28 protein-coding genes are annotated in these 25,011 nt (G+C 67.5%); 17 read left to right on the top strand and 11 right to left on the bottom strand.

The window, feature by feature from the left end:
• Positions 1-60 precede the first annotated feature (60 nt).
• Positions 61-546 (top strand): glutathione peroxidase, encoded by a 486-nt coding sequence (locus tag RKE25_RS15570; RefSeq protein ID WP_311839007.1) that lies wholly within the window; start codon positions 61-63, stop codon positions 544-546.
• Here RKE25_RS15570 and dacB read toward each other — a convergent pair.
• Positions 531-2,093 (bottom strand): D-alanyl-D-alanine carboxypeptidase/D-alanyl-D-alanine-endopeptidase, encoded by a 1,563-nt coding sequence (gene dacB, locus RKE25_RS15565; RefSeq protein WP_311839006.1) that lies wholly within the window; start codon positions 2,091-2,093, stop codon positions 531-533. The two genes, RKE25_RS15570 and dacB, sit on opposite strands and share 16 nt — an antisense overlap.
• Before the next feature lie 37 nt (positions 2,094-2,130).
• Positions 2,131-3,468 (bottom strand): MATE family efflux transporter, encoded by a 1,338-nt coding sequence (locus tag RKE25_RS15560; protein ID WP_311839005.1) that lies wholly within the window; start codon positions 3,466-3,468, stop codon positions 2,131-2,133.
• A 157-nt stretch (positions 3,469-3,625) separates the two neighbouring features.
• Here RKE25_RS15560 and RKE25_RS15555 point away from each other — a divergent pair, with 157 nt between their 5' ends.
• Entirely contained in the window at positions 3,626-4,108 is a 483-nt protein-coding gene (locus RKE25_RS15555) for a peptidylprolyl isomerase (RefSeq protein ID WP_311839004.1), read from the top strand.
• Positions 4,109-4,196: 88 nt separating this feature from the next.
• Positions 4,197-5,384 (top strand): NAD(P)/FAD-dependent oxidoreductase, encoded by a 1,188-nt coding sequence (locus RKE25_RS15550; RefSeq protein ID WP_311839003.1) that lies wholly within the window; start codon positions 4,197-4,199, stop codon positions 5,382-5,384.
• Between the two features lie 30 nt (positions 5,385-5,414).
• Here RKE25_RS15550 and RKE25_RS15545 read toward each other — a convergent pair whose 3' ends face one another.
• Both RKE25_RS15545 and RKE25_RS15540 read right to left on the bottom strand, forming a co-directional pair.
• Positions 5,415-6,506 (bottom strand): phospholipase A, encoded by a 1,092-nt coding sequence (locus RKE25_RS15545; RefSeq protein WP_311839002.1) that lies wholly within the window; start codon positions 6,504-6,506, stop codon positions 5,415-5,417.
• A 147-nt stretch (positions 6,507-6,653) separates the two neighbouring features.
• Positions 6,654-7,103 carry a hypothetical protein gene (locus RKE25_RS15540; RefSeq protein WP_311839001.1) on the bottom strand — a complete coding sequence of 150 codons (450 nt, stop codon included), beginning with the start codon at positions 7,101-7,103 and terminating at the stop codon, positions 6,654-6,656.
• 190 nt (positions 7,104-7,293) lie between these two features.
• On the opposite strand from RKE25_RS15540, the gene RKE25_RS15535 reads away from it, so the two are divergent.
• The gene (locus RKE25_RS15535; RefSeq protein ID WP_311839000.1) at positions 7,294-8,538 is read left to right on the top strand and encodes a crosslink repair DNA glycosylase YcaQ family protein; all 1,245 of its coding nucleotides are present in this window, start codon (positions 7,294-7,296) and stop codon (positions 8,536-8,538) included.
• Positions 8,539-8,558: 20 nt separating this feature from the next.
• On the opposite strand, the gene RKE25_RS15530 is transcribed toward RKE25_RS15535, so the two are convergent.
• Complete coding sequence (locus RKE25_RS15530; protein WP_311838999.1) at positions 8,559-9,026, bottom strand: hypothetical protein; 468 nt, start codon at positions 9,024-9,026, stop codon at positions 8,559-8,561.
• A 384-nt stretch (positions 9,027-9,410) separates the two neighbouring features.
• Here RKE25_RS15530 and RKE25_RS15525 point away from each other — a divergent pair, with 384 nt between their 5' ends.
• From RKE25_RS15525 to RKE25_RS15495, 7 genes are all read left to right on the top strand, one after another.
• Positions 9,411-9,620, top strand: coding sequence for a cold-shock protein (locus RKE25_RS15525; RefSeq protein ID WP_311838998.1), 210 nt, complete (start codon positions 9,411-9,413; stop codon positions 9,618-9,620).
• 254 nt (positions 9,621-9,874) lie between these two features.
• Positions 9,875-10,090 carry a cold-shock protein gene (locus tag RKE25_RS15520; protein WP_311838997.1) on the top strand — a complete coding sequence of 72 codons (216 nt, stop codon included), beginning with the start codon at positions 9,875-9,877 and terminating at the stop codon, positions 10,088-10,090.
• Between the two features lie 261 nt (positions 10,091-10,351).
• A complete protein-coding gene (locus RKE25_RS15515) occupies positions 10,352-10,573 on the top strand; it encodes a cold-shock protein (protein WP_311838996.1) in 222 nt (73 codons plus the stop codon).
• A 113-nt stretch (positions 10,574-10,686) separates the two neighbouring features.
• Positions 10,687-11,580 (top strand): alpha/beta fold hydrolase, encoded by an 894-nt coding sequence (locus RKE25_RS15510; RefSeq protein WP_311838995.1) that lies wholly within the window; start codon positions 10,687-10,689, stop codon positions 11,578-11,580.
• A 56-nt stretch (positions 11,581-11,636) separates the two neighbouring features.
• The gene (locus RKE25_RS15505) at positions 11,637-12,689 is read left to right on the top strand and encodes an NADH:flavin oxidoreductase/NADH oxidase (RefSeq protein WP_311838994.1); all 1,053 of its coding nucleotides are present in this window, start codon (positions 11,637-11,639) and stop codon (positions 12,687-12,689) included.
• Between the two features lie 12 nt (positions 12,690-12,701).
• Positions 12,702-13,577 carry a pirin family protein gene (locus tag RKE25_RS15500; protein ID WP_311838993.1) on the top strand — a complete coding sequence of 292 codons (876 nt, stop codon included), beginning with the start codon at positions 12,702-12,704 and terminating at the stop codon, positions 13,575-13,577.
• A 73-nt stretch (positions 13,578-13,650) separates the two neighbouring features.
• Complete coding sequence (locus RKE25_RS15495; RefSeq protein WP_311838992.1) at positions 13,651-13,953, top strand: DUF962 domain-containing protein; 303 nt, start codon at positions 13,651-13,653, stop codon at positions 13,951-13,953.
• A 63-nt stretch (positions 13,954-14,016) separates the two neighbouring features.
• Here RKE25_RS15495 and RKE25_RS15490 read toward each other — a convergent pair whose 3' ends face one another.
• Complete coding sequence (locus tag RKE25_RS15490; protein WP_311838991.1) at positions 14,017-14,406, bottom strand: cytochrome c; 390 nt, start codon at positions 14,404-14,406, stop codon at positions 14,017-14,019.
• Between the two features lie 161 nt (positions 14,407-14,567).
• On the opposite strand from RKE25_RS15490, the gene RKE25_RS15485 reads away from it, so the two are divergent.
• Entirely contained in the window at positions 14,568-15,377 is an 810-nt protein-coding gene (locus RKE25_RS15485) for a tRNA threonylcarbamoyladenosine dehydratase (RefSeq protein ID WP_311838990.1), read from the top strand.
• A 54-nt stretch (positions 15,378-15,431) separates the two neighbouring features.
• Here RKE25_RS15485 and phbB read toward each other — a convergent pair whose 3' ends face one another.
• The gene (phbB, locus tag RKE25_RS15480) at positions 15,432-16,172 is read right to left on the bottom strand and encodes an acetoacetyl-CoA reductase (RefSeq protein ID WP_311838989.1); all 741 of its coding nucleotides are present in this window, start codon (positions 16,170-16,172) and stop codon (positions 15,432-15,434) included.
• Positions 16,173-16,347: 175 nt separating this feature from the next.
• Positions 16,348-17,214 carry a tRNA glutamyl-Q(34) synthetase GluQRS gene (gluQRS, locus tag RKE25_RS15475; RefSeq protein ID WP_311838988.1) on the bottom strand — a complete coding sequence of 289 codons (867 nt, stop codon included), beginning with the start codon at positions 17,212-17,214 and terminating at the stop codon, positions 16,348-16,350.
• A 138-nt stretch (positions 17,215-17,352) separates the two neighbouring features.
• On the opposite strand from gluQRS, the gene htpX reads away from it, so the two are divergent.
• Both htpX and htpG read left to right on the top strand, forming a co-directional pair.
• Positions 17,353-18,240 (top strand): protease HtpX, encoded by an 888-nt coding sequence (gene htpX, locus RKE25_RS15470; protein WP_311838987.1) that lies wholly within the window; start codon positions 17,353-17,355, stop codon positions 18,238-18,240.
• Positions 18,241-18,333: 93 nt separating this feature from the next.
• Positions 18,334-20,205 carry a molecular chaperone HtpG gene (gene htpG / locus RKE25_RS15465; protein WP_311838986.1) on the top strand — a complete coding sequence of 624 codons (1,872 nt, stop codon included), beginning with the start codon at positions 18,334-18,336 and terminating at the stop codon, positions 20,203-20,205.
• 65 nt (positions 20,206-20,270) lie between these two features.
• On the opposite strand, the gene RKE25_RS15460 is transcribed toward htpG, so the two are convergent.
• Both RKE25_RS15460 and RKE25_RS15455 read right to left on the bottom strand, forming a co-directional pair.
• Positions 20,271-20,807, bottom strand: coding sequence for a hypothetical protein (locus RKE25_RS15460; protein WP_311838985.1), 537 nt, complete (start codon positions 20,805-20,807; stop codon positions 20,271-20,273).
• A gap of 100 nt (positions 20,808-20,907) precedes the next feature.
• Entirely contained in the window at positions 20,908-22,053 is a 1,146-nt protein-coding gene (locus RKE25_RS15455) for an NAD(P)/FAD-dependent oxidoreductase (RefSeq protein ID WP_311838984.1), read from the bottom strand.
• Between the two features lie 129 nt (positions 22,054-22,182).
• Between RKE25_RS15455 and RKE25_RS15450 the strand changes: the two genes are divergently transcribed.
• The 3 genes from RKE25_RS15450 to RKE25_RS15440 all read left to right on the top strand — a co-directional run bounded on the left by RKE25_RS15450 (position 22,183) and on the right by RKE25_RS15440 (position 24,150).
• Positions 22,183-23,085 carry an AEC family transporter gene (locus RKE25_RS15450; protein WP_311838983.1) on the top strand — a complete coding sequence of 301 codons (903 nt, stop codon included), beginning with the start codon at positions 22,183-22,185 and terminating at the stop codon, positions 23,083-23,085.
• 19 nt (positions 23,086-23,104) lie between these two features.
• Entirely contained in the window at positions 23,105-23,497 is a 393-nt protein-coding gene (locus RKE25_RS15445) for an RNA-binding S4 domain-containing protein (protein WP_311838982.1), read from the top strand.
• A gap of 107 nt (positions 23,498-23,604) precedes the next feature.
• Complete coding sequence (locus tag RKE25_RS15440; protein ID WP_311842407.1) at positions 23,605-24,150, top strand: response regulator; 546 nt, start codon at positions 23,605-23,607, stop codon at positions 24,148-24,150.
• A gap of 242 nt (positions 24,151-24,392) precedes the next feature.
• Here the strand turns inward: RKE25_RS15440 and RKE25_RS15435 are convergent, their stop codons facing one another.
• A complete protein-coding gene (locus RKE25_RS15435) occupies positions 24,393-25,001 on the bottom strand; it encodes a TetR/AcrR family transcriptional regulator (protein ID WP_311838981.1) in 609 nt (202 codons plus the stop codon).
• Between the last annotated feature and the right edge of the window lie 10 nt (positions 25,002-25,011).

The following is a 25,011-nucleotide window of genomic DNA, read 5'->3' as shown; positions in this document are numbered from 1 at the left end:
CTATGCCAGCACGCCCGGCCTTGGCGTAGACTGCCGCGCACCCTTACCGGAGCTTCGCCCATGACCACGGCCTACGACTTCAGCGCGCGCGACATCGACGGCAACGAGCGCTCCCTCGCCGAGTGGCGCGGCAAAGTGCTGCTGGTGGTCAACGTGGCTTCCAAGTGCGGCTTCACCCCCCAGTACGAGGGCCTGGAAAAGCTGTGGCGGAGCCAGCGCGACCAGGGGCTGGCCGTGCTGGGTTTCCCGTGCGACCAGTTCGGCCACCAGGAACCGGGCGACGAAGCCGAGATCAAGAACTTCTGCAGCACCAGCTATGACGTGACGTTCCCGCTGTTCGCCAAGGTCGAGGTCAATGGCGACGGCACCCATCCGCTCTACAAATGGCTGAAGAGCGAAGGCAAGGGCATCCTCGGCAGCGAATCGATCAAATGGAACTTCACCAAGTTCCTGGTCGGCCGCGACGGCCAGGTGGTGAAGCGCTATGCGCCCACCGACACGCCGGAGAAGATCGCCAAGGACGTGGCTGCTCAATTGGCCGGCTGAGCGGCCACCGCACCGCTCTTTTCCGGCGCCGGCGCATCCGCGCGCAAGCCGGCCAGCATCACGGCGATGGCGTCGATGTCGCGGCTGGCGCTCGGCGCACCGGCCGGCGGGTCGTAATTGTTGAGCATGATGGCGAAGGCGAGTCGTTCACCGCCGGCGGTGGTGACGTAGCCTGCCAGGCAATGCACCAGGGACATGCTGCCGGTCTTCGCGCGCAGGTTGTTGGCAGCTGGCGTGTCGCGCATGCGCCATTGCAGCGTGCCATCGACGCCGGCGATCGGCAGGGCTTCCAGCACCGCCGGTGCGTAGGACTGCGAGGCGAGGAAGGACAAGAGCCGCGCCATCGCGCTGGGCGTGCTCAGGTCGCGCCGCGACAGGCCGGTGCCTTCCTCGATGACGGTGGAACCGACGGGTAAGCCCATGTGTTCCAGGAGCTGGCGCAGGCCGCGTATGCCCCAGTTCTCGGTGGACAGGAAGCCGCTCGGCGGCGAGGGGCCTTGCGCCGCGTCGGCCTGGGCGCGGACGCCGGCGATCAGCAGCAGGTTCTGCAGGTAGAGGTTCTGCGAACGTTTGAGGCCGCGCTGCAGGATCTCGCCCAGCACCGGCGATTCCACCTCGGCGATGACTTGGGCGTTCTCACGCAGGGCGTCGCCGTTCTGCGGCCAGTGCAGCGCGCGCACGCCGCCTTGCACCGTGACGCCGTGCCGGATCAGCGCGGACTGCAGCTGCTTGCCGGCCAGCAAGGCCGGGTCGAACGCGGCGAGCTTGAAGCGTTGCGCCGGTCCCTTCGCGGCAATGTTGCCGAAGGCGTACAGCGTGCCCTCGCCGGGCGCGCGGTAGAGATTGATGTCGTTGCGCACGCCGGGCGCGCCGGTCACGATGCGGTTGTCGAGTTCTGGCAGCGCGCTCGCCGGCTCCATCGAGACGATGGCGGGGCGCCCTTCGCGCACGCCGGGCGCGACCGTCACCTCCACTTGGTTCTCTTGCACGCTCAGCGCGGAAGAAGGAACGGCGAACCAGCTCTGCAGGTCCGCGGCCTCCCAGCCCGAACCCATGGCGGGGCTGGCGAAGTAAGTGTCGTCGGCGACGATGCCGCCCTTGATCGTGCGGATGCCGCGGTCGGCCACCTGTCTTGCCATGCGCTCGGCCCAGTCCGCGGTCGCCGGGTCCGAGCCCAGGGTGGGGTCGCCCATGCCGTAGAGGACCAGGGGGCCGTCGAGCGCGGTGCCATGCCGCCGGTCCTTGGCCAGCAGGCGGGTGGGAATACGGTAGTCGGGCCCCAGTTCGCTCAGCGCCAAGGCGGCGGTGAACAGCTTCGCGGTGGAAGCCGTCTGGTACAGCCGGTCGCCGTCGTGTGCGTAGAGCAGGCGACCGGTATCCAGCGACACCACGGCGATGCCCCAGCGCGCGCCGGCGAAACGGGGCTGGCTGATGTGGGCCTCGATGCGGCTGGCAAGGGGCGCTGGTTCGTCGGCGTGCGCGAAGGCGCCCAGCAGCAGGGCCGTCAGCAGGGCGAGGCAGCGGCGGAAGCGTCGGCGATCGTTCATGGCGCGGAGTATCGCGCAGGCCCGCGCCAGGTGCTGCTCAGGCAGCCCACGCGCCCCGGCGGCGCAGGCGCCAGGCAATCCAGCCCAGGCTGGCACCTCGGATCGCCATGAAGGCGAGGAAGGCCAGCCACAGTCCATCGTTGCCCCAGCGACGCGCGGCCCAGGCGAGCAGGGCGAACAGCGCCACCGCCAGCAGCATGCCGTCGCGCATCTCGCGCGCTCGCGTCGCGCCGATGAACAGGCCGTCGAGCAGGTAGCTCCACACCGCGACGACCGGCAGCGCGGCCAGCCAAGGCAGGGCTTGGTAGGCCACGTCGCGCACCTCGGGCAGGCTGGTCTGCAGGTCGACGAAACGATGACCACCCAGGGCGAACAGCAGCGCGTAGCCGAGGCTGCCCAGCACGGACCAGCCACCGGCCACCACCAGTGCCCTGCGCAGCGCCAGCGGATCGCGCGCTCCGATGGCATGGCCACACAGGGCCTCCACCGCATTGGCGAGGCCGTCCAGGCCGAAGGCCGTGAGCATCAGGCCGTTGAGCAGCAAGGCATTCGCTGCCACGGTGGCATCGCCCAGGCGCGCGCCCAGCAGCGAAAGACTGAAGAACACGCCTTCCAGCGCCAGCGTGCGCACGAAGATGTCGCGGTTCACCGTCAGCAGCGGGCGCCAGTGCGCAAAGCCGCGCATGGCGCGCCAATCCACCTCGCCGTCCCAGCCGCGCATGGCGCGCCGCGCGCGCCACAGCCCATACAACGCGCCGCACCACTCGCCGCAGGCGGACGCGAGCGCGATGCCCGGCACACCCCAGCCGAAGCCGAGCACGAACAGGAGGTTCAGCGCGATATTCACCAGGTTGGCGGCAAGTAGCAGCGCCAATGTCGTGCCGGCCCGCTGCGCGCCGATGAACCAGCCGGCCAGCGCGTAATTGAGCAGCGCCGCGGGAAGGCCGAGCAGGCGGATGTGCAGGTAATCCAGGCCGGTGCCCGCGAGCGCCGGTGTGACGCGCATCTGGCCGACCATCCAAGGCAGCAGCGGCAGCATGAGCAGGGCGGTGGCGATGCCGAGCGCGGCGGCCAGGAGCAGGGCCTGGGCTTGCACCGTGCGTAGCGCGACACGATCGCCGGCGCCCTCGGCCTGCGCGGCGAAGCCGGTGGTGCCCATGCGCAGGAAGCCGAGGCTCCATACCGGCAGCGCGTAGATCGCACTGCCGACGGCGACGGCGCCGAGGTCCTGCGTGCGCGGCAGGTGGCCCGCGACGGTGCTGTCCACCAGCGCGACCAGCGGCACGGTGAGATTCGACAGGATCATCGGCACGGCCAGCGCCCAGACCTGGCGGTGAGTGGGGCGATGGCGCCAGGCGTCGGTCAGTGGGGACATGGCGCGGGTGGGCAAAGGGGCGCCATTCTGGCACGTTCGCCCATGGCGCCGAGGGCCGTTTCTCGGCAGGTTGACCCGGCGGATGCTAGGCTTACCGTTCGTTCCGCCGGATGCGTCCGGCCGTCCCTCTCTTCATTCCCCTGTTTGTGAGAACACCATGCAGATCGCCGAGCGCTCCGTCGCGTCTTTCCATTACACGCTGACCGATGACCAGGGTCAGGTCCTCGACAGCTCCGAAGGCCGCGAGCCGCTGACGTATCTGCACGGCGTCGGCCAGATCGTGCCGGGCCTGGAGAAGGCCATGACCGGTCGGCAGGCCGGCGACCAGTTCAAGGTGGACGTGGCGCCGGAAGAGGGCTACGGCGTCCATCACGCCGAGCTGACCCAGTCCGTGCCGCGCGAGGCGTTCCAGGGCGTGGAGGACATCCAGCCGGGCATGCAGTTCCAGGGCCATGGTCCCCAGGGTGTCATCAATGTCACCGTGACCAAGGTGGACGACGACGTCGTGCATATCGACGGCAACCATCCGCTGGCCGGCAAGACCCTGCACTTCGCCATCGAAGTGACGGACGTGCGCCAGGCGACCGAGGAAGAGCTGGCCCACGGCCACGTCCACGGCGAAGGCGGCCACCACCACTGAGCGAGGCTCGCGCCGGCCCGGCTTTCGCCGGGCCGGCTTTTTTTTATGGGGTGACTTTGGCCCCGGCAACTCTCATGGACGGAGTCGCATGCGGCAGCTCCTGCACATCGCCATCGTCGGCTACGGCGCCGCCGGCCAGGCCGCCGCGCTTTTTCTTGGGGCCCAGGGACACGCGCTGAGCATCTACGAGCAGGCGCCCGCGCCCGGTCCGGTCGGGGCCGGTTTTCTGCTGCAGCCGACGGGCCTGGGCGTGCTGGCCAGGCTGGGCCTGCACGAGCGCGCGCTCGCCCAGGGGCGGCGCATCGAGCGGCTGTTCGGCGTCAACGCCCAGGGGCGTCGCGTCATGGACATGCGCTACGCCGATCACGCGCCGGACAGCTTCGGGCTCGGCCTGACACGTGGCGCCTTGTTCGGCTTGCTGCGCGATGCGTATGACGATGCGCACCGCATCCACACGGGTGTGCCTATCGAGGATGTGACCGCAGAGGGCACATGTCTGCGCGACCGCGAGGGGCGCACGCACGGCCCGTTCGATCTGATCATTGCCGCCGATGGCGCCCACTCGCGCCTGCGCCGCGCGTTGCCGGACGCGCAGCGGCGCCGCGAGACGCTGTATCCCTGGGGAGCGGTGTGGTGTCTGTTGCCGATGCGGGACTGGCCGCACGGCGGCGAACTCCGCCAGCGCTATGCGGGCGCGCGGGAAATGATCGGCCTGCTTCCGGTGGGGAAGCGCGTGGACCATGACGGGGAGTGGCTCACGTTCTTTTTCAGCCTGCCGGGCGAGCAGGTGGACAGGTTCGATGCCAACGCACTATCGAACCTGCATCGGCGCGTGGCGACACTGTGGCCGGAAGCGGCGAGCCTACTCGAAGGCATCGACGCGCCGGAACAGCTCCAGCGCGCGCGTTACCGCGACGTGGTGCTGCGCCATCCGGTGCAGGGGCGGCTGGTCTTCGTCGGCGATGCGGCGCATGCCATGAGCCCGCAGCTGGGGCAGGGCGTGAACATGGCACTGCTCGACGCCGAGGCGCTGGCCGACGCGCTCGCGGAACACGCTTCCCTGAGCGAGGCGCTGGCTGGCTACGCCAGGCGCCGGCGCGATCATCTGGCCGTCTACCAGCGGGTGAGCCGGTGGCTGACGCCGCTGTTCCAGTCCGGTCACGACGGCATCGCGTGGTGGCGCGACTTGGCGTTTCATCCGCTGAGCCGGTTGCCCTTGGCGCGCGGGCAGACACTGAAGATCCTCACTGGCACGAAAAAGGCCTGGTGGCGTTGACCACCAGGCCTTCGGGTGTCCGCATCCTGCTCAGTACCAGTCGAGCAGGGAGATGCCGATGCCCAGGTACGTCGCGTTGTGGTTGTAATCGATCATGCTTTCGCCGTAGCCCTTGAAGAGCTCGACGTAGGCACGCAGGTTGCCGCTCATCGGGAACGCCCAGGTGAGCTGCCCGGCGCCGTGGCTGCGGCTGCCGCCGCGTAGCGAATGCCGTAGCATCAGGCCGAATTCCTGCCCGTTCCATTCGCGCACGATCTGCACGTCGCCGCGCCCCACGTAGTCGCTGATGTCCGGGTTGTTGTCGTCCTTGGCCTTCTCCGGCACGCGCCACCAGGGGCGGAACATGACGGTCCAGCCGTCCCGCTCGAAGCCGATGTTGCCGACCACGCGATTCCAGCTGCGCGACAGCGGATTGGAGCGGCCGTTCGACTGATGGTTGACGCCGATGCCGAGCAGGCGCCCGTCCCAGCCCCACAGGTTGTAGTTCGTGTTGAAGATCAGCAGGGCTTCGGGTTCGTAGTTGGTCTCGCGGAAAGGACGCGAGGTGTGGCTGTTGTAGACCTGCCAGCGGGAGGACTGCGTGTAGCCCACCCACAGGTCGCCGGCGTCGCCGAACACGCCCTGCCAGACTTTGGTCTTGAGGCTGATCTGGAATTTCGCCTCGACGTTCTGCACACGCTGCGGCGTAGCGACGGTGTTTTCCGGGTTGGGACTGGTCGGCCGCGCGTTCTGGTTGCTGGTGGCGAATACCGGCATCAGGTACAGCGGCTTGTAGCCGCGCAGATTGAACGTGCCCAGTTTGCTCTCGGGCGTCAGTTCCCAGCGCGAGTCCAGCAGCGAGAGCGGACGGGACACTTCGGGATTGCCCTGCGTGGCGACGTCGCGTTGGCTCCGGTCGGAGGGGAAGACGCCGGGCGCGATGGCCGCCTCGTTCGCCTTCTTCTGTGCGGAAGGCAGATTGACGCGGCCGGTCGCGTGGTCGTAGCACGCCAGGCGCTGCGCGTCGCTTTCGACGGCGGTGCAGGCGCGGATGTCCATCGGATCGGGGTTCTGCGCATGCGCTGGCAGGGCGATGCATGCCGCGGTCAGCAGCCATGCGATCGGGATGTTCGGTCGCGTCATTGCGTACTCCACGAAACGTGTTCCATGAAAGGTGCCTCGAAAGGCAGGCGGGCCCATCCGGGCGTGGGGATGGCGCGACAAAGCGAGTGCCGCACACAAAAAACGCCGGCCGCGGCGCGCCGCGGCCGGCGTCAGGGTGCCGGAAGCTCAGCGCTGCTTCAACCAGCGCGCATAGGCGGACTTATTCAAATGCTGGCTGCCACCGGACGCATGCAGGAAGTCGTTCGCGAGAGGCGGATAGGCGGCCGCATCGTCTTCCGTGATGTACGCCTTGCCATTGGCGAGCGTGGCGAAATCCGGCGGCGGGCCAGCATCCTTGACGGCCGGCATGCTGGAGTTGACGGTGACCTGGCCCTGCGCACTGTCGAACTTCGTGCTGTCCGGGCCTGCCGGTGGCGTGGGCGCCGCCTGCGGCTGCGGCATGGCCTGCGGTTGCGGTTGCGGCTGTGGTTGCGGCGTCGGCATGGTGGTCTGCGGCGCGGGCGGCGGCGGAGGCATGGGCGGTTGCGTCTGCTGATCTTGTGCCAGCAGGGTGCCTGCGAACAGCAGCGAACCAGAGGCGAGAAGCGTGAGGAGAGGCTTGCGGGGGTTCATCATCGATGCTCCATGCCAGAATGACTGGCTCGAGAACGGGAAGGCGTGGGAGCCGAAAGCGACCGCGTCGTGCCGGGCCTCCGCACCTCCCGCGCTGACGGCAACGCTAACAAAGGCTGGGTAAATGCCTGCACAACCACTTGATGTCATGGACGTGAAGAGTTCGTCGTCGTTTTCCTCGCAGGAAACAACCATGCAGCGCCTGACGCTTGTGCAGGCGCAGCGATTGCAGCTCGCCGCGCAGGGGCTGTTGCGCCCACCGCGCCGGCGCGCGCGGCGTAGCGATGTGGTGAATGCGATTTCGCGCATGCGCCTGTTGCAGATCGACACCATTCACGTCGTCGCGCGAAGTCCTTATCTGGTTTTGCATTCGCGCCTTGGCGACTACGAGCCGACATGGCTGGACGATGCACTGGCCGAAGGCCGGATCGCCGAGTGCTGGGCGCACGAGGCCTGTTTCGTTCCCGCAGCCGATTACGCCTGGCACCGCGCATGGAGCGCGCGTCGCGGCGCGCATTGGGCACATCGGCATGCCGAACGCATGCATCGGGAGCAGCGCGAGGGCATGGATGGACTGCTCGAACGCGTCCGCACGGGAGGTCCCGTGCGTGCCGCCGACTTCGAGCGCGAGGAGCGCGGCGCGGCGAGCGGCTGGTGGTCATGGAAACCGGAGAAGCGCTGGCTGGAGGCCTGGTTCGCCCTGGGCGAGCTGATGGTGAGCCGACGCGAGCGTTTCCAGCGCGTCTACGACCTCGCGGAGCGCGTGATTGAACGGCTGCAGCCGCCGCTGGATCCCGCGCCGCGACAGCTCGACCACGAAAGCTTGCGCCGGCGCTTCATCCTGGACAGCGTACGTGCCCTGGGCGTCACCCAGGCTCGGTGGATTGCGGACTACTACCGCCTCAAGCCTGCCGTGACCGATCGCGAGCTCGCGCCGCTGGTCGCGTCAGGCGAGCTGGTCGAGGTGGCGGTGGCGGATTGGAAAGTGCCCGGTTACGTGCATGCCGATCATGGGGACCTGCTCGCGCAGGCTTCGCGCGGCGGCCTGCGGGCCACCTACACCACGCTGCTTTCCCCCTTCGATCCGCTGGTCTGGGACCGCGCCCGCGCGCAGGCGATGTTCGGCTTCGAGTACACCATCGAATGCTACGTGCCCGCAGCGAAGCGGCGTTATGGCTACTACGTGTTGCCCATTCTGCGTCGCGGCCGGCTGGTAGGGCGCCTGGATGCCAAGGCGCATCGTGCCGACGGTGTATTTGAGGTGAAGGCGCTCTATCTCGAAGAGGGGGAAACCCCGACGGAAGATTGGGTGGCCGACGTGGCGGAAGCCATCGCAGCCACTGCCCGTTGGCACGGTACGCCGGCGATCCGGCTGGGGCGCTGCCGCCCGGCGGGCTTGGCGGCAGCGCTTCGCGCGCATTGGCGCGGCGTGATTTGAATCGATCCGAACCGAGCCGGTCAGCGCGAGCCGCTGGTGGCCGGCGCGGCCGGCTGGGTGGCGCAGGACTTGCCATGCAACGCCTGATGCAACTGATTGGCGAGCGACGTGCAGCGGTTGCCCAGCTGCGGGCGGATGTCGGGGTCGAGGGAGTCCTTCAGCAGGCCTTCCCGCATGGCTTCGTAACGGCCTTCGATCTGGTCCGGCGGATAGATGCCGGCCGCCTGGTGGCAGGCGATATAGGTCGCCAGGTAGTTGTCGCAGGCAGGAATGCCGGTCTGGTCAGGCAGGGCCTCCGTGCGCGAGGGCCTCGGCTTGGCCGCCGTGCGCGTGGTCGCGGAAGCGGAACGGGAAGTGGTCGAACCGGAGCTGGATGACGCCGTGCCGCTGGTGGTGGAGGTCGGTCGGGTATTCGAGTCGTTGCATCCGGCCAGGGCCAGTCCGCCAGCGAGCACGAGCAGGGCGAGACACGAGGGAAGTCTGGTCATGAGCGATCTCCTTGACGGGTGGTCCGGATAGGCCGGCGTCGCATGGGGAAGCCGGCCACGCCCGGTTGCGTAGCCAGTCGCAATAGACAATGCAGGCTGTAAAGAAAAGCTGAATCGGGCGCGCTAATGGGTGAAAGAGGACAGCATGGAAGCTGCCGCGCTTAGCTTCGTTCAGGTTCGGCGTAAGCCCCACGTTCGCTTTCGTACCTTTAAAGCAGCTATGATGCGCGCACTGTGTTTGCCGGGGTCACCTCCTTGTGACCCGATGCCGCTGATCAGCGATCCGCTTCATCGCCTCACCCTTAGGGTTTCCTTGCAGCTCAGTAAGTCGGCCTTTCCCGTTGGAAGGGCTGAGCCTCATTTAAATCCTATGGAGTGATTCACATGTCTGATCGTCAGATCGGTACCGTCAAATGGTTCAACGATGCCAAGGGTTTCGGCTTCATCAGCCGTGACAATGGCCCGGACGTCTTCGTGCATTTCCGCGCGATCCAGGGCAATGGCTTCAAGAGCCTGCAGGAAGGCCAGAAGGTCAGCTTCAAGGTCGTGCAGGGCCAGAAGGGCCTGCAGGCCGACGAAGTTCAGGTCGCCTGATTCCTGGGGCCGCAAGGCCTGAAAAAAGCCGGGCAGCGATGCCCGGCTTTTTTTATGCCTGCGGAGCGGCCGGGCCGGCGCATGCCCGCACGAAAATCCGTTATGCTCGCGCTTACTGTGTCTGCCAGGCCATGCGTGTGCCCCGATGTATGGTTCATCCCGCATCGCTCCACCGATTACCTGCATGCCCAGTAAGTCGTCGGTCGCAAGGGGGAGGCCGACCTGTCTCAGTATCGAGTCGATCGGAGTGAGTCATGTCGGATGGTAATCGTGAAACCGGCACGGTGAAGTGGTTCAACGACGCCAAGGGTTTCGGCTTCATCAGCCGTGAAAACGGGCCGGACGTGTTCGTGCATTTTCGCGCGATCCAAGGTTCGGGCTTCAAGAGCCTCAAGGAAGGCCAGAAAGTGACCTTCAAAGTCGTCACTGGCCAGAAAGGCCTGCAGGCCGAGGAAGTCACGCCGGTCTGAGTTCCTGGGGAAACACGTTGCGAATGGAAGCCGGGCGGCGACGCCCGGCTTTTTTTGCTCATTCGTGCCGCAGGGCGGCGCATCTACCGGCTCCGGAAAAATCAGCTATCCTCGGTCGCACTGTGTTTGCCAGGCCACGCGCGTGCCACGATGTCCCGGTCCCTATGCCTCGCATCGCTTCACCGGTTCCCTGCAGCCAGTAAGTCGTCGGCCGTAAGGGGGAGGCTGGCTTGTCTCAAATCGATTCGATTGGAGTGAGTCATGTCGGAAGTCAATGGCCGTGAAACCGGCACGGTGAAATGGTTCAACGATGCAAAGGGCTTCGGCTTCATCAACAGGGATAACGGCGGGGACGACGTCTTCGTGCATTTCCGCGCGATCCAGGGCCAGGGGTTCAAAAGCCTGAAGGAAGGCCAGAAAGTCAGCTTCAAGGTCGCGAAGGGCCAGAAGGGACTGCAAGCCGAGGAAGTACAACCGCAGTGACGCGTGACACCATGCACGCGTAGCGAAAAGGCCGGCGCAAGCCGGCCTTTTTCTTGGCCGGTTCTTCGCTCTCCGCATGCTAGCCTGCCGCCTTTCCCGCATTGGAGATGGCCATGCAGGACATGCCCGACCAGGCACCGGCCGAAGTGCTTCCTGTCATGGCGTCCGACGGCAGCGCTTCGGAGCTGCTGCTGGTTCTGCCGGCGCAAAGGCCGTCGGCGCTGCTGTACTGGCTGCCCGCCATGGGTGTCGCCGCCAAGCACTACCTGCCGCTGGCACAGGCATTGGCCGCGCGTGGCCTGGCCGTGGCCTTGCACGAGTGGCGTGGGATCGGATCGAGCAACCGCCGTGCCGGGCGACGCCAGGATTGGGGCTATCGCGAACTGCTCGGCCACGACCTGCCGGCCGGGCTGGCCGTGGCACGCGAGCGTTGTCCCGGTGTGCCAGGCCTCCTTGGAGGACACAGCCTGGGCGGGCAGATGGCATGCCTTTATGCGGGGCTGCATCCTGAAGATCTCGACGGCATGGTGCTGGTCGCGAGCGGATCCCCGTACTGGAGGAAGTTCCGGCATCCCCTGCTGACCGGCGGCTTTTACCTGCTCGCGCCTTGGCTGGCGCGGTGGGTGGGCTACCTGCCCGGGCGGCGCCTGGGCTTCGGCGGGAACGAGGCGAGGGGAGTGATCGCCGATTGGGCACGCAGTGGCCGCACCGGCCGTTATGCCGCCGCCGGTGTGCCCCGGGACCTCGAAGCGGCGCTGGCGCGCGTCGAGCTTCCGTTGGCTGCCGTGCGCCTGCGCGACGACTGGCTGGGCCCGGAAGCGTCGCAGGACTGGCTGCTGGCGAAAATGCCGCGCATCCGTACCTCGCGCGTCACGCTCGGCCCCGACGAACTGCAGGCGCCGGCCGATCATTTCTCCTGGATGAAGGCTCCTGCGGCGGTGGCCGCGGAAGTGGCTGGCGTGCTCGCCGATGTCCGGCGGCAGGAGAACCGGCGCGCCGCCTCTTGAAGCCTGCGCAGGTCGGCGGCATCTGACAGGTTTGCCCTCTCCTGGTTTCTTCCCCCATGTCCCTGTTCACGCCCTTCGTCCAGCGCAGCCTGACGCTGCGCAACCGCATCGCGATTTCGCCGATGTGCCAGTACTCCGCCACCGACGGCATGCCCGACGACTGGCATCTGGTCCATCTCGGCAGCCGGGCCGTGGGCGGCGCGGCGCTGGTCATCGCGGAAGCGACGGCGGTATCCGCGCAAGGGCGCATTTCCGCGCATGACGTCGGTCTCTGGAACGACGCCCAGCGCGACGCGTGGCGGCCGATCACGCGCTTCATCGAAGCGAACGGAGCCGTCGCCGGCGTACAGCTCGCGCACGCCGGCCGCAAGGCGAGCGCGCAGCGCCCATGGGAAGGTGGCGGCGCGTTGACGGAGGGCGCGTGGACCACGGTCGCGCCTTCCGCCATTCCCCTGGACGCCGGCTGGCCGGCTCCTGTCGCGCTGGACGGCGAGGGCATCCGCGCGGTGATTGACGATTTCCGCCGCGCCGCGGAGCGCGCGCTAGCGGCCGGCTTCCGACTGATCGAACTCCATGCCGCCCACGGTTACCTGCTGCACCAATTCCTCTCGCCGCTGAGCAACCGCCGCGAGGATGGCTACGGCGGCAGCTTCGAGAACCGCACGCGGCTGCTGCGCGAAGTGATTGCCGCCGTCCGCGAGGTCTGGCCCGCGGAGCTGCCGTTGTGGGTCCGTATCTCGGCCACCGACTGGCACGAAGGTGGCTGGGACATCGAGCAAAGCGTGCGCCTCGCGCGCGAGCTGGCGGCGCTGGATGTCGATCTGCTCGATGTGTCGAGCGGCGGGCTGGTCCCGCACGTGAAGATCCCGCTCGGCCCCGGCTACCAGGTGCCGTTCGCCGCACGCATCCGGCGCGAGGCCGGCATCGCCACCGCCGCGGTCGGCCTGATCACTGAGCCGGAACAGGCCGAGCACATCGTCGCTCACGGCGAAGCCGATATGGTGCTAATCGCGCGTGAGAGTTTGCGCGATCCTTATTTCCCGCGCCGCGCAGCGGAAGCGCTGGGTGCGAAAATCGATGCCCCGGCGCAATATCGCCGGGCCTGGTGACGAGGAAACAACGTGGAACAGAACCCGATTTTGATCGATGGCCGGCTGCACGACCTGGGCGACGGCTTCCAGGTGCGCCGGCTGCTGCCGGTGCTCCTGGCCCGCCACGTAGGCCCCTTCGTTTTCTTCGATCTGATCGGCCCGGTGGCTTTCGCGCCCGGCAAAGGCATGGACGTCCGCCCGCACCCGCACATTGGCCTGGCCACCGTGACCTGGCTGTTTGAGGGCGCGATCCGGCACCGCGACAGCGTGGGCAGCCTGGCCGACATCCGGCCCGGGGAAGTGAACTGGATGACCGCCGGGCGCGGCATCGCGCACTCCGAGCGCACGCCGCCGGACGAGCGTCGCGACGGCCAGCGCATGCACGGCGTGCAAGTGTGGGTAGCCTTGCCGCAGAGCGACGAGGAAGTGCCGCCCGAATTCCATCATCACGATGCGGATGCGCTGCCGCGCATCCGGCGCGATGGTGCCGAGCTGGTCCTGATCGCTGGCGCGGCCTATGGCGAGCGTTCGCCGGTCAAGGTGTTCGCGCCGATGTTCTTCATGGAGGCGACGCTGGAGAAAGGAGCCGAGCTGCCGTGGCCGGAAGACCACATCGAGCGCGGCGTCTGCGTGATCGAGGGCGAGGTGCAGTGGGGCGGCCTGACCGTGCCCGCCGCGAATGCGGCGGTCCAGACCGGCGCCACTGCGCCTCCGCTGACCGCCGCGGTACGTAGCCGCGTCATGCTGTTCGGCGGCGCGCCGCTGGATGGCGAACGCCACTTGTGGTGGAACTTCGTTTCCAGCCGGAAAGAGCGTATCGAGCAGGCCAAGCTCGAATGGCAGGAGCAGCGCTACGGCAAGGTCGCCGGGGACGAGGACGAGTTCATTCCGCTCCCCACGCGCTGAAGCCCATGCTGCGGGCGCGCATGCGCCCGCACGGCGGCGGCGCTAGGCTGGCGCAGTGCATGAGGGAACGACCATGTCCGGTTTCGCCAGCTTCCGCGAGTTCTATCCGTTCTACCTGGGTGAGCACCGCGACCGAAACTGCCGGCGCTTGCATGTTGCCGGCAGCACGCTGGTCTTGCTGGTGATCGCGCTGGCCGCGTTCACCGGCCGCTGGGCGTGGCTCTGGCTGGCGCCCGTGGCCGGCTACGGTTTCGCCTGGGTCGGGCATTTCGTGTTCGAGAAGAACCGGCCCGCGACTTTCCGCCATCCGCTCTACAGCCTGATGGGGGACTGGGTGATGTATTGGGACGTGTTGCGCGGGAAGGTCAAACTCTGAGGCGGAGCGGACAAAACAAGCCACGCGCTCCGCGAGCCTTTGCTTCCCGTTCGCCGTTTCGCGCTAGCGATACTTCTGGTGGCAGGACTGGCAGGCGTCGCTTACCGGCTTGAGGGCCGCCGCCAGTGCGGCGCAGTCGGCCGGTGCGGTCTGGACCGCCGCCTGCAGGTCGGTGCGCAGCTGCGCGGCTTCATCGGCGAAGGCCTGGTCGACACCCGGGAAGGCCGGCACGATGTCGCCGGAGGTGGAAAGCAGGCGCTCCAGGTGCTCCTTGGTCGACGCCGCCTCGCAGCGCTGGGCCTTGATCGCATTGCGCAGCTCGCCCGAGTGATGCGCCATGACTGCCATTACCGCGTGCGGGAACGGGTTCCGCTGGCTGAGGGCGTTCATCGCGAAGACGGTGCCGACGATGCCGATCGCCAGCCCGAGCACGATCAGGAGTGCTGCGCGCATGCTTGGTTTTCCATCCGGGAAACAAAGAGTTCGCGAGGTTAGCACAAGGCTTTTCGGCGCCCGCCCGGCCACGCCGCTAAAATGACGGGCTTCCAATCTTCGAGTCGATTCCCGATGTACGGTCCCTTCGAGGCTGTGGCCGCAACCTGCGGAGCGCAGGCATGAGCGATATGGCTTTTCCCGCAGAGCGCTTCCAGGGCGTGGAACGCCTTTACGGCGCCGGCAGCGTCGAGCGCCTGAGCCGGGCGCACGTGTGCGTGATCGGCATCGGCGGCGTCGGTTCGTGGGCCGCGGAGGCGCTGGCGCGCAGCGGCGTGGGGCGGCTGACACTGATCGATGCCGACGAAGTGTGCGTATCCAACACCAACCGGCAGTTGCATGCGCTCGATGGCGAATACGGCAAGTCCAAGGTGCAGGTCGTCGCCGCCCGCGCGAAGGCGATCAACCCGGCGATCCAGATCGACGCGATCGAGCGCTTCCTCACGCCTTCCACACTCGATGAACTACTCGACCGCGGCTACGACGTGGTGCTCGACGCCTGCGATGCCTTTCGCGTGAAGCTGGAGGCGATCGCTTGGTGCCGCCGCCGCAAGCTGCCGATGGTGACCGTGGGTTCGGCTGGCGGGCGTACCGACCCCACCATGATCCGCGTGCGCGATCTGTCGCGTACCGAACATGACGCCATGTTCAGCCTCATCCGCAAGAAGCTCCGCCAGGACTTCGGTTTTCCGCGCAACCCGGACCGCTATTTCGGCGTGTCGGCGGTGTACTCGCTGCAGAACGTGCAGTACCCGCAGCCGGACGGCACGGTCTGCGGCACGCGCCCACCCGGGGGCGATGCGCTCAACCTGGCCTGCGGCGGAGGCCTGGGTGCGGCCACGCATGTGACCGGCACGTTTGCCTTCGCGGCGGTAGGCAAGGCGCTGGAGAAGGTGCTGGAGAAGGCGCCGGAAAAAGCGGCAGAGCGCTGAAAACGAAACGGGCAGGCCGCTGGGCCTGCCCGTCCTCGGCTCGCAGCGGGGCGCTCACCAGCCCATGTAGTGCCCGCCGTTGATCGCCAGGTTGGTCCCGGTGATCCAGCCCGCCTCTTCGCCGGTGAGGAACGCCACCGCGTGGGCGATTTCCTCCGGCTTGCCGAGGCGGCCCAGCGGAATCTGCGCCACAATCTTCTCGCGCACTTCCTCCGGTACGGCCATCACCATGTCCGTCGCCACATAGCCCGGGGAAACGGTGTTCACCGTGATGCCGAACTTGGCGTTCTCCTGGGCCAGCGAAATGGAGAATCCGTGCATGCCGGCCTTGGCGGCGGCGTAGTTGGCCTGGCCATACTGGCCCTTCTGGCCGTTGATCGAGCTGATCTGCACGATCCGGCCCCATTTGCGCGAACGCATGCTGTCGATCACCGGGCGGGTGACGTTGAAGCAGGCGTTGAGGTTGGTGTTCACCACGTCCATCCACTGCTGGTACGTCATCTTGTGGAAGGTGGTGTCGCGGGTGATGCCGGCGTTGTTGACCAGGATCTCGATCGGACCGAGCTGCGACTCGATCTCCCTCGCCATGGTCTCGCAGGACGCCGGGTCGGAGACGTCGCCCTGTACCAGACAGACTTCGACGCCCTCTTGCGCCATTGCCGCACGCCAAGCGTCCGCCTTGGCCGGGTCGCGATAGTTGGTGGCGACGCGATGGCCCTGCCGGGCCAGATACCGAACGATGGCGGTGCCGATGCCACCCGTGCCACCCGTGACCAATGCCGTGCGCTGCGTCATGCGTTGCCTCCAGATATCCGCGAAGAGAGCCTCAGGACCCGATCCTGCCGGGCCGAGCCATGTTGAACGGGGAACATGGCAATTCGTCTACGGGAGGGGTGCCGCCGGCCGCGCGATGCGATGGGTCGAGGCAGCGTGTTCTTTATAGCGGTTTATGCCGCCAAACGTTAGCGATTCAAGCCGCGCTGCGTACGCTGCACTGCGGCAAACGGTGCGGATCGAAGCGTTCGAGCGCACGGGCGAGCAGGGCTTCGGGATGATCCGCTGCGAAATCGTCTGATACATCGAGGAAACGAAGCGCGCGGCGCAATGCCGGCACCGGGTCGTGCGGGTCCACCGGATGGGCTCCCTCCGACTTGGACAGCTTGCGACCCGCGGCATCGACCGCAAGCGGCAGGTGCAGATAGCGCGGCGTGGGCAGGTCCAGGCACCGCTGCAGCCAGATCTGGCGCGGCGTGGAATCCAGCAAGTCGTTGCCGCGCACCACGTCGGTCACGTCCTGCCAGGCATCGTCCACCACGCAGGCCAGCTGGTAGGCGGGAAAGCCTTCCACGCGCTTCACGACGAAATCACCCGCCGATTCGCGCAGGTTCTGCCGCTGGCTCCCCTGCAGGCCATCATCGAAAACGATGTCCTTGTCCGGTACCCGCAGCCGCCACGCCGGCGGGCGCGAGGGGGCCGGCGCGGCGACGCAATGCCCGTCCCGGTGCATGCCACCGGCCGCGGCCAGGTCGGCGCGGCTGCACCAGCAGGGGAAGACGTGGCCCTCGTCGCGCAGGCGGCGGAAGGCTGCCTCGTAGGCGTCTACCCGCCGGGATTGGAACAGCAGCGGTTCGTCGGCGACCAGGCCGAACGCGGGCAGCGCAGCCAGGATGTCCCGGGCGGAGCCTGGCACCTCGCGCGGCGGATCGATGTCCTCCATTCGCACCAGCCAGCGGCCACCCGCGTGGCGCGCGCACAGCCAGCTGGCCACGGCGGCGACGAGGGAACCGAAGTGGAGTCGGCCGGTCGGAGAGGGAGCGAAGCGTCCGCGGTAAATCATCCGCGCATTGTACGGGCGGCTCGCCGCCGGTCCGGTGGGTCGATGACGCAGTGGCCCTTGAAACTCGGACGCATCGCCACGATTTTCCCCGGGCGGCCTGAGCCGCTTCCCTTTTCATGACTGCCCAGAGAGACAGCCATGCGACGCATCGTCCTGTTCGTCCTGACCAACCTCGCCGTTCTTTTCCTCCTCAGCATCGTCTGCCGGCTGTTCGGCATCGACCAATGGGCTGCTTCGCGCGGCCTGGGGGGCATGGGAGGGCTGCTGACCTACGCCGCCGTGTTCGGTATGGGCGGCGCCTTCATTTCGCTGGCCCTGTCCAAGTGGATGGCCAAGATGTCCACCGGGGCCCGGGTGATCGAGCAGCCCCAGAACGAAGCCGAGCGCTGGCTGGTCGACACCGTGCGCCGGCACGCCCAGAACGCCGGCATCGGCATGCCTGAAGTGGCGATCTACGACGCGCCGGAGATGAACGCCTTCGCCACTGGCATGACCAAGAACAGCTCCCTGGTGGCGGTAAGCACCGGCCTGTTGCAGCAGATGGACCGCGAGCAGGTATCGGCCGTGCTCGGCCACGAGATCGGCCACGTCGCGAACGGCGACATGGTGACCCTGACCTTGATCCAGGGCGTGCTGAACACGCTGGTGATCGTGGCGGCGCGCCTGGTCGGCCGCGTGGTGGACAGCTGGTTGTCGGGCGGCCGCGAACGCGAAGGAGGCGGCATCGGCTACTTCGTCTCGGTGATGGTGCTGCAGCTGGTATTCGGCCTGTTCGCCTCGATGATCGTGATGGCCTTCTCGCGCTGGCGCGAATTCCGCGCCGATGCCGCCGGCGCCAAGCTGGCCGGCCGCGGCTCGATGATCTCCGCCTTGCAGCGCCTGCAGGCCAATCACGGCGAGAGCACCTTGCCCCAGACCATGGCCGCCTTTGGCATTTCCGGCCATCTGGCTTCCGGTTTCCAGCGCCTGTTCATGAGCCATCCGCCGTTGGACGAGCGCATCGCGGCCCTGCAGAAGCAGGCCTGAGCGCCGGCCGTTTTCCAGGGAGACGGTCGCGTGGCGTCCGCCTCTCCTTGCAGTCCCACTCCACTACCAGCCATCCACGCCATTACCGCGTCCATGACTACCGCCAACGTTGAAACCCGCAAGTTCGAAGCCGAGGTCGCCCAGGTCCTGCATCTGGTCACCCATTCGCTGTATTCGCACAAGGAAATCTTCCTGCGCGAGCTGATCTCCAACGCCTCCGACGCCTGCGACAAGCTGCGCTTCGAGTCGATCGCCCAGCCGGAACTGCTGGCGGGCGAAGGCGAGTTGCGCATCGACGTCAGCTGGGATCCGGACGCGCGCACCGTCACCGTGCGCGACAACGGCGTGGGCATGACTGTGGACGAGGTGGTCGCCAACATCGGCACCATCGCCAGCTCCGGCACGCGCCGCTTCCTGGAAGCGATGAGCGCGGAACAGAAGACCGATGCCCGCCTGATCGGCCAATTCGGCGTGGGTTTCTATTCCGCGTTCGTGGTGGCCGACCGCGTCACCGTGCTGACCCGCCGCGCCGGCGCGCCGGCAGGGGAAGGCGTGAAGTGGGAAAGCGACGGCAAGGGCGAGTACTCGCTGGAAAAGATCGACCTGCCCCAGCGCGGCACCGCGGTGGTCCTGCATCTTAAGGCGGACGAAAGCGAGTTCCTCAGTCCCTGGACGCTCAAGTCGCTGATCACCCGCTATTCCGACCACGTGGCCTTCCCGATCCGCATGCCGGAAGAAAAGGACGGCAAGCCGGGCGAGGTATGGGAAACCGTCAACGCGGCTTCCGCGCTCTGGACCAAGCCCAAGTCGGAGATCAGCGACGAGGATTACCAGAGCTTCTACAAATCGCTCGGCCACGACTTCAACGATGCGCTGGCCTGGGCGCACAACCGCGTCGAAGGCAGCCAGAGCTTCACGACGCTGCTGTACATTCCCGCGCAGCCGCCGTTCGAGCTGATGATGGGCGGGCGCGACGAGCGCAAGGGGCTGAAGCTGTACATCAAGCGCGTCTTCATCATGGACGCCGCCGAAGAGCTGCTGCCGAACTACCTGCGCTTCGTGCGCGGCGTGGTGGACGCGGACGACCTGCCGCTCAACGTCAGCCGCGAGATCCTGCAGCAGAATCGCCAGCTCGAGCGCATCAAGGGCGCCTGCGTGAAGCGCGTGCTCGACCTGCTCGAGAAGATGGCGCGCGACGAGCCGGAAAAGTTCGCCACGTTCTATAAAGCCTTCGGCAACACGCTCAAGGAAGGCATCGTCGAAGATCACGCCAACCGCGAACGCATCGCCAAGCTGCTCCGTTTCGCGTCGACCAAGGGCGAGGGCGCCACGCAGAACGTCTCGCTGGACGACTACATCGGCCGCATGGCCGTCGGCCAGGACATCGTCTGGTACATCACCGCCGACAGCCACGCGGCGGCGGCGGGCAGCCCGCAGCTGGAGGCGTTCAAGGCCAAGGGCATCGAAGTGCTGCTGATGTTCGACCGCGTCGACGAGTGGATGCTGGGCAGCCTCAACGAATACGCCGGCAAGAAATTGCAGAACGTCGCCAAGGGCGAGCTGCCGCTCGACGAAGCGGACAAGCAGAAACAGGAGGAAGCCGCCAAGGCGGCCGAACCGCTGCTCAAGAAGCTCAAGGACCTGCTGGGCGACCGCGTGAAGGACGTGCGCGTGTCGGCGCGCCTGACCGATTCACCTTCCTGCCTGGCGCTGTCCGACTACGAGATGGCCCCACACCTGGCCCGCCTGCTGCGCGAAGCGGGGCACGACCTGCCGGACAGCAAACCGACACTGGAGATCAATCCCAGGCACGCCTTGCTGCAGCGGGTCGAGACCGAAGCCGACGAGGCGAAGGCTCGCGACCTGGCCAACCTGCTGCTGGAGCAGGCGGAGATCGCCGCTGGGGCGCAGCTGCCGGATCCCGCGGCCTTCGTGCAGCGCATGAATCGCGTGCTGCTGGGCTGACCGGCTCGGCCCGTCACGCAAAAAGCCCGCCGATATCGGCGGGCTTTTTGTTTGTTCCTGGTCGATCAACGGCCTTTGGCGGGAGACACGCTCGGCGTTGCCGGCCGATTCACCACCGACGGCATCGGTGGCGGGACACGCATGCCCTCCGGTGGGCGGCCATACAGGCCGGACCGGCCAGGGAACATGCGCCGCGGATAGTCGTCGTTCGCCAGCATCAGGCGGCGGCCATCCAGGTTGACCCAGTGCCATCTGCCGATGGGTACGGGTTGGCTGGACAGGTAGGCGAAGCCGGCATCGAAGTTGCCGTCCTGGCGTGGCGAGGTCGTCAGCGCCACGTTGATGATGCACTGGCTGCTGATGGCCTTGCCCTTCCAGTGGGCGGGACCGCTGACCATCTCGTCGAGGTTCGTGAGCAGCAGCCGTTGGATGGCCGGGGGCAGTTGCATGGCCGGGGAAGCGCTCGTGATCTTGCCGTCGGCATCGACGCTGACCAGGACAGGAAGGGTCTTCAAGGGGAAGTCATTCATCGAGCCGCTGGCCATCGCAATGAATGGCGCGGCGATGAGCAGGCCTGCCGCTAGGAAACGAAATCGCCTCATGGTTGGCTCCTTGTTTCAACGTGGCGCGTTTTCGATGGCGCGTGGCCACGGAACGCTCTCCTCCCGCGGCTAGCGACTCTGATCCTGGCCTGGGGGGTTGTCAACGAGCCGGGGTTCCCACTGCCCGCGCGATGCGTTCGGCTTCGATGCCTATTTCCCGCAGCTGGCCGGTCGGGGAGGGATGCTGGCCGCAGAAGAACAGCCCAGGCGCGCCGCTCGGCCGGCCGGTGACACGCGGCCGGCCATGCTCGTCGAGGACCTCCGGCGTGTCGGGGAGCAACGGGCGCAGGTCCGGTCGGAAGCCGGTGGCGAGGATCACGGCCTCGAACGGCTCGGTCATCGCCTTTCCCCCGGTGGCGAGGGAGGGCGAGAAGATCACGCCATGGGGCAGGAAGCGTTCGATCCCGCCACGCACCTTGATGCTGCCTTCACGAATGCGAGCCAGCGTGCCGACGTCGAGCAGGGGGATCTTCTGGTCTTCGGCGATCATCCGGCGCGGCCCCTTCGCGGCTTTCGTCAGGCCCAGACGTTCGGTGTTGCCGACCGCCAGCCGGATGGCCGGCGCATTGAGGGCGTCGGCTAGCCCGGGCGGCAGGCGGGCCTGCGCGACGGCCCAGGTGAGGATCGGCAGGCCCAGCAGCTCGCGCGGCAGGATGCAGACCGGGCTGCGCACGGCCAGGCTCACGTCGACCCCTGCCTCGGCCAGGTCGAGGGCGATCTCGCCGCCGGAGTTGCCGAAACCCACCACCAGGACGCGTTTCCCGGCATAAGGCCCGGCGTGGCGATAGGCGGAGCTGTGGATCACCTCGCCGGTGTAATCCGCCTGCCCGGGCCAGGAGGGTACGTGCGGGAAATCCGCCCAGCCGGTGGCGATCACCACCACCGGCGCGCTCCACATGCGCGTGCCGGTATCGACATGCCATGCGCCATCGGCGCGCCGAATGGTGCGCGCCGTGCTGCCGAACTGCGGCTGCAGGCCGAAGCGTTCGGCATAGGTTTCGAGATAGGCGACCACCTGCGCGCGGGACGGATAGCGCGGATAGTCCCGCGGCATCGGCAGGCCGGGCAGAGCCGAGTGGCCGCGGTCGGTATGCAGGTGCAAGCGGTCGTAATGCCGCCGCCATACCGAACCGACGGTGGCCGCTTTCTCCAGGATCGTGGTTCCCAGGCCCTGCTTGCCGAGCATGGCCGCGCAGGCCAGCCCCGCCGGGCCCGCGCCGATGACCAGGGCGTCCGCGTCGCTCATGAAGCCTCCTTCTTCAGTCGTCGTGCGCCGATTATGGGCACGATGCCGGCGCCTTCGCGCATCGGCGCGGGTCGTGGCCGCCTGCCTTAGCTGCGACACTAGGCGTGCCCGCCTCGCCGCCCGGAACCGATGACTGCCCTGACGCTGCTGTTCGCCTGTCTCCTGCTCGGCATGCTGGTCAAGCGCTACGCGCGGCCGCCCGCGGGCACCGTGCATGGCATCAACTGGTGGGTCATCAATATCGCGCTGCCGGCCCTGGTGCTGCAGCTGGTGCCGAAGGTCAAGCTCGACCCGCATCTGTGGTTTCCGGTCGCCACGATGTGGATCACCTTCTTCGGCGCCTGGGGCCTGTTCGCTGCGCTGGGCCGTTGGCGGGGCTGGTCGCGCGGTCGTATCGGCGCGCTGACCCTGGTGTGCGGGCTGGGCAATACCTCGTTCATGGGGTATCCGATGATGCAAGCGCTGCATGGCAGCGAAGGCCTCACGCTGGCGGTGGTCGCCGATCAGCTCGGCTGCTTCCCGCTGCTCGCCTCGGCCGGCGTGGTGGTGGCCAATCTCTATGCGGGGCAGGCCCCGCAGCCGCGCGCCATCGCTCGCCGAATCCTTACGTTCCCGGCGTTCCTCGCCCTGGTCGCGGGCGCCATCGCCGGCGCGCTGGGTGGCTGGCCGGCTCTGGTCGACGGCGTGCTCGGGCAGGTGGGCGCAACCCTGACGCCGCTGGCGCTGTTTTCGGTGGGACTGCAGTTCCGCTTCAAGCTCGGCGAGCGGCAGGCGGGACCGCTGGCGCTGGGCCTGTGCTGGAAACTGCTGCTGGCGCCGCTGGCGAGCCTGGCGCTCGGCCTCGCCGCGGGCGTGAGCGGGCTGGTGCTCACCGTAGGCGTGCTGCAGGCGGCGATGGCGCCGATGATTTCGGCGGCGATCCTCGCCGATGAGCACGGCCTGGAGCCGCAGCTCGCCAACACAGTGCTGGGCGCGGGCATCGTGCTTTCGCTGGCGACCGTGCCACTGGGGAATTGGCTGCTCGGCGGCTGAGCCGCGCGATAATGGCGCGATGACTGAAACTGCCTCCCTGACCGCCGTGCGTGCGGATGTCTGGCTCTGGGCCGCGCGCTTCTTCAAGACTCGCAGTCTCGCCAAGCAGGCCATCGACGGCGGCAAGATCGCCGTCAACGATGCCGGCTGCAAACCGGCCAAGACGGTGCACGCCGGCGACATGATACGGATCACCCGGGGCGAGGAGCGCCTGGAGGTGGAGGTACTGGCGCTGTCCGAACAGCGCGGCCCTGCCAGCGTGGCGCAGCTGCTCTACCGCGAGACCGAGGCCAGCCGGGCCGCCCGCGACGCCGCGCGCGAACAGCGCCGGCTGATCGGCGCGGCCGGACCGCTGCGCCGTCCGGACAAGCAGGAACGTCGCGAATTGCGACGCCTCAAGGATTCCGGTTGAGCAGCGTTTCGCAGATTGCCGGGCGCGCTTGAGCGAGCATGAGCATCAGTCCGGCGCGGCGCGATGGCGTGTTCCGCCCCGGGCGCGTGCCTGAAAGGGGGCTCGTCATGTCGGGAATGGGATTCTTCAAGCGCCTGCTCGGCGCCACGTCGCATGACTCGCCGGAGCCGGAGCGGCTGCGGGCGCCGGAGGGTACCCGGGTGCTGATGGTCGACGACTCGCCGACCATGCTGGCCGTGCTCGGACGGCATCTGGACCAGGAAGGGTACGCCACGCTCAAGGCCGCCGATGGCGAAAGCGCGCTGGAACTGGCGCGCGACGAACAGCCGGCCCTGATCTTCCTGGACATCGTGCTGCCCGGCATCAACGGCTTCGCCGTGTTGCGTACGCTGCGGCACGACCCGCTGACCCGCGACATCCCGATCGTGATGATCAGCGGCAACCAGCAGGCGACCGAACAGTTCTACGTGCAGCGCTTCGGCGCCGACGACTTCATCCGCAAGCCTTTCGGCCGTGCGGAAGTGGCCATGTGCATCCACAAGCTGGTGCTGACCGGCCGCTTGCCGGCGCGCGAGGTGGTGCGCGAGATCGCCGCGCCGCCGCTGCCTGAAGAAAGCGCCGTACCCGAATCCGTGGCGGGCATTGCCGCCTGAGGACAGGGCGCCGACGTTCCGCGAACGGAATGCCGGCGCCTTGCTCGACTGCGGTGGCCGCGGACGATGCGTCCGGGCGCTGTTTGCAACGCGGCAGCGTTTGCAAAGTATCTGGCTGGCGATGGCTGGCTTGCGGTGAACTCTAGCGAGCACGCCGGGTGAGCTGAAGTCGATTCTCTCGATCGGCCCCATAGCCGCCCGCTATGCGCGCCGGCCTGGAATCCGCAGCCTTCATTGCGCAGTCAAGAGGCTGGCTCGGACCCGGGCCCGATCAACTCCAACGCCAGGGCACATGCGGCTTTGCGGACTTCATCGGCGAACGCCGGATCGTCGGTGGTGCGCGCCAATACCATGCCACCCACGCACAAGGCGGTGATCGCCAGCCCGCGTTCGCGCGCCTGGGTGGCATCCTGGCCTCCTGCGCCGGCGGCGATCATGCCGGCCATGTGCTCGACCAGGCCGTGATAGGCCTTTCGCACCTGCGGGCCGGCACGTGCGGTATCGGACGGCAGGGCGATCAGCGGGCAATGCCCCTCGATGTCTTCCAGGTGCGCGGATGACAGATAGACGGTCACCATCTGGCGCGCACTCGCGGTACCGCAGGCGTGCGGGTCGAACTCGATGCCTTGCCAGCGTTGGGTCGGATCGAAGGTCAGATAGACGGACACCGCCTCCGCGTAGAGCTCTTCCTTGGCCTTGAAGTGGTTGTAGAACCCGCCGCGGGTCAGGCCCGCGCGCTGCATGATCTCGTCGATGGAAACATTGGCGAAGCCGCGGCGATTGAACAGTTCGCGCGCGCATTCGACGATGCGCTGCCGGGTCTTCTGCTTGTGCTCGGCGGTGTAGGGCATGGCGGCGGGT

Source organism: Dyella sp. BiH032, from assembly GCF_031954525.1.
GTDB lineage: Bacteria > Pseudomonadota > Gammaproteobacteria > Xanthomonadales > Rhodanobacteraceae > Dyella_D.
Note: the sequence above shows the minus strand (reverse complement) of the source record. Positions and strands in the feature narration are given on the sequence as shown.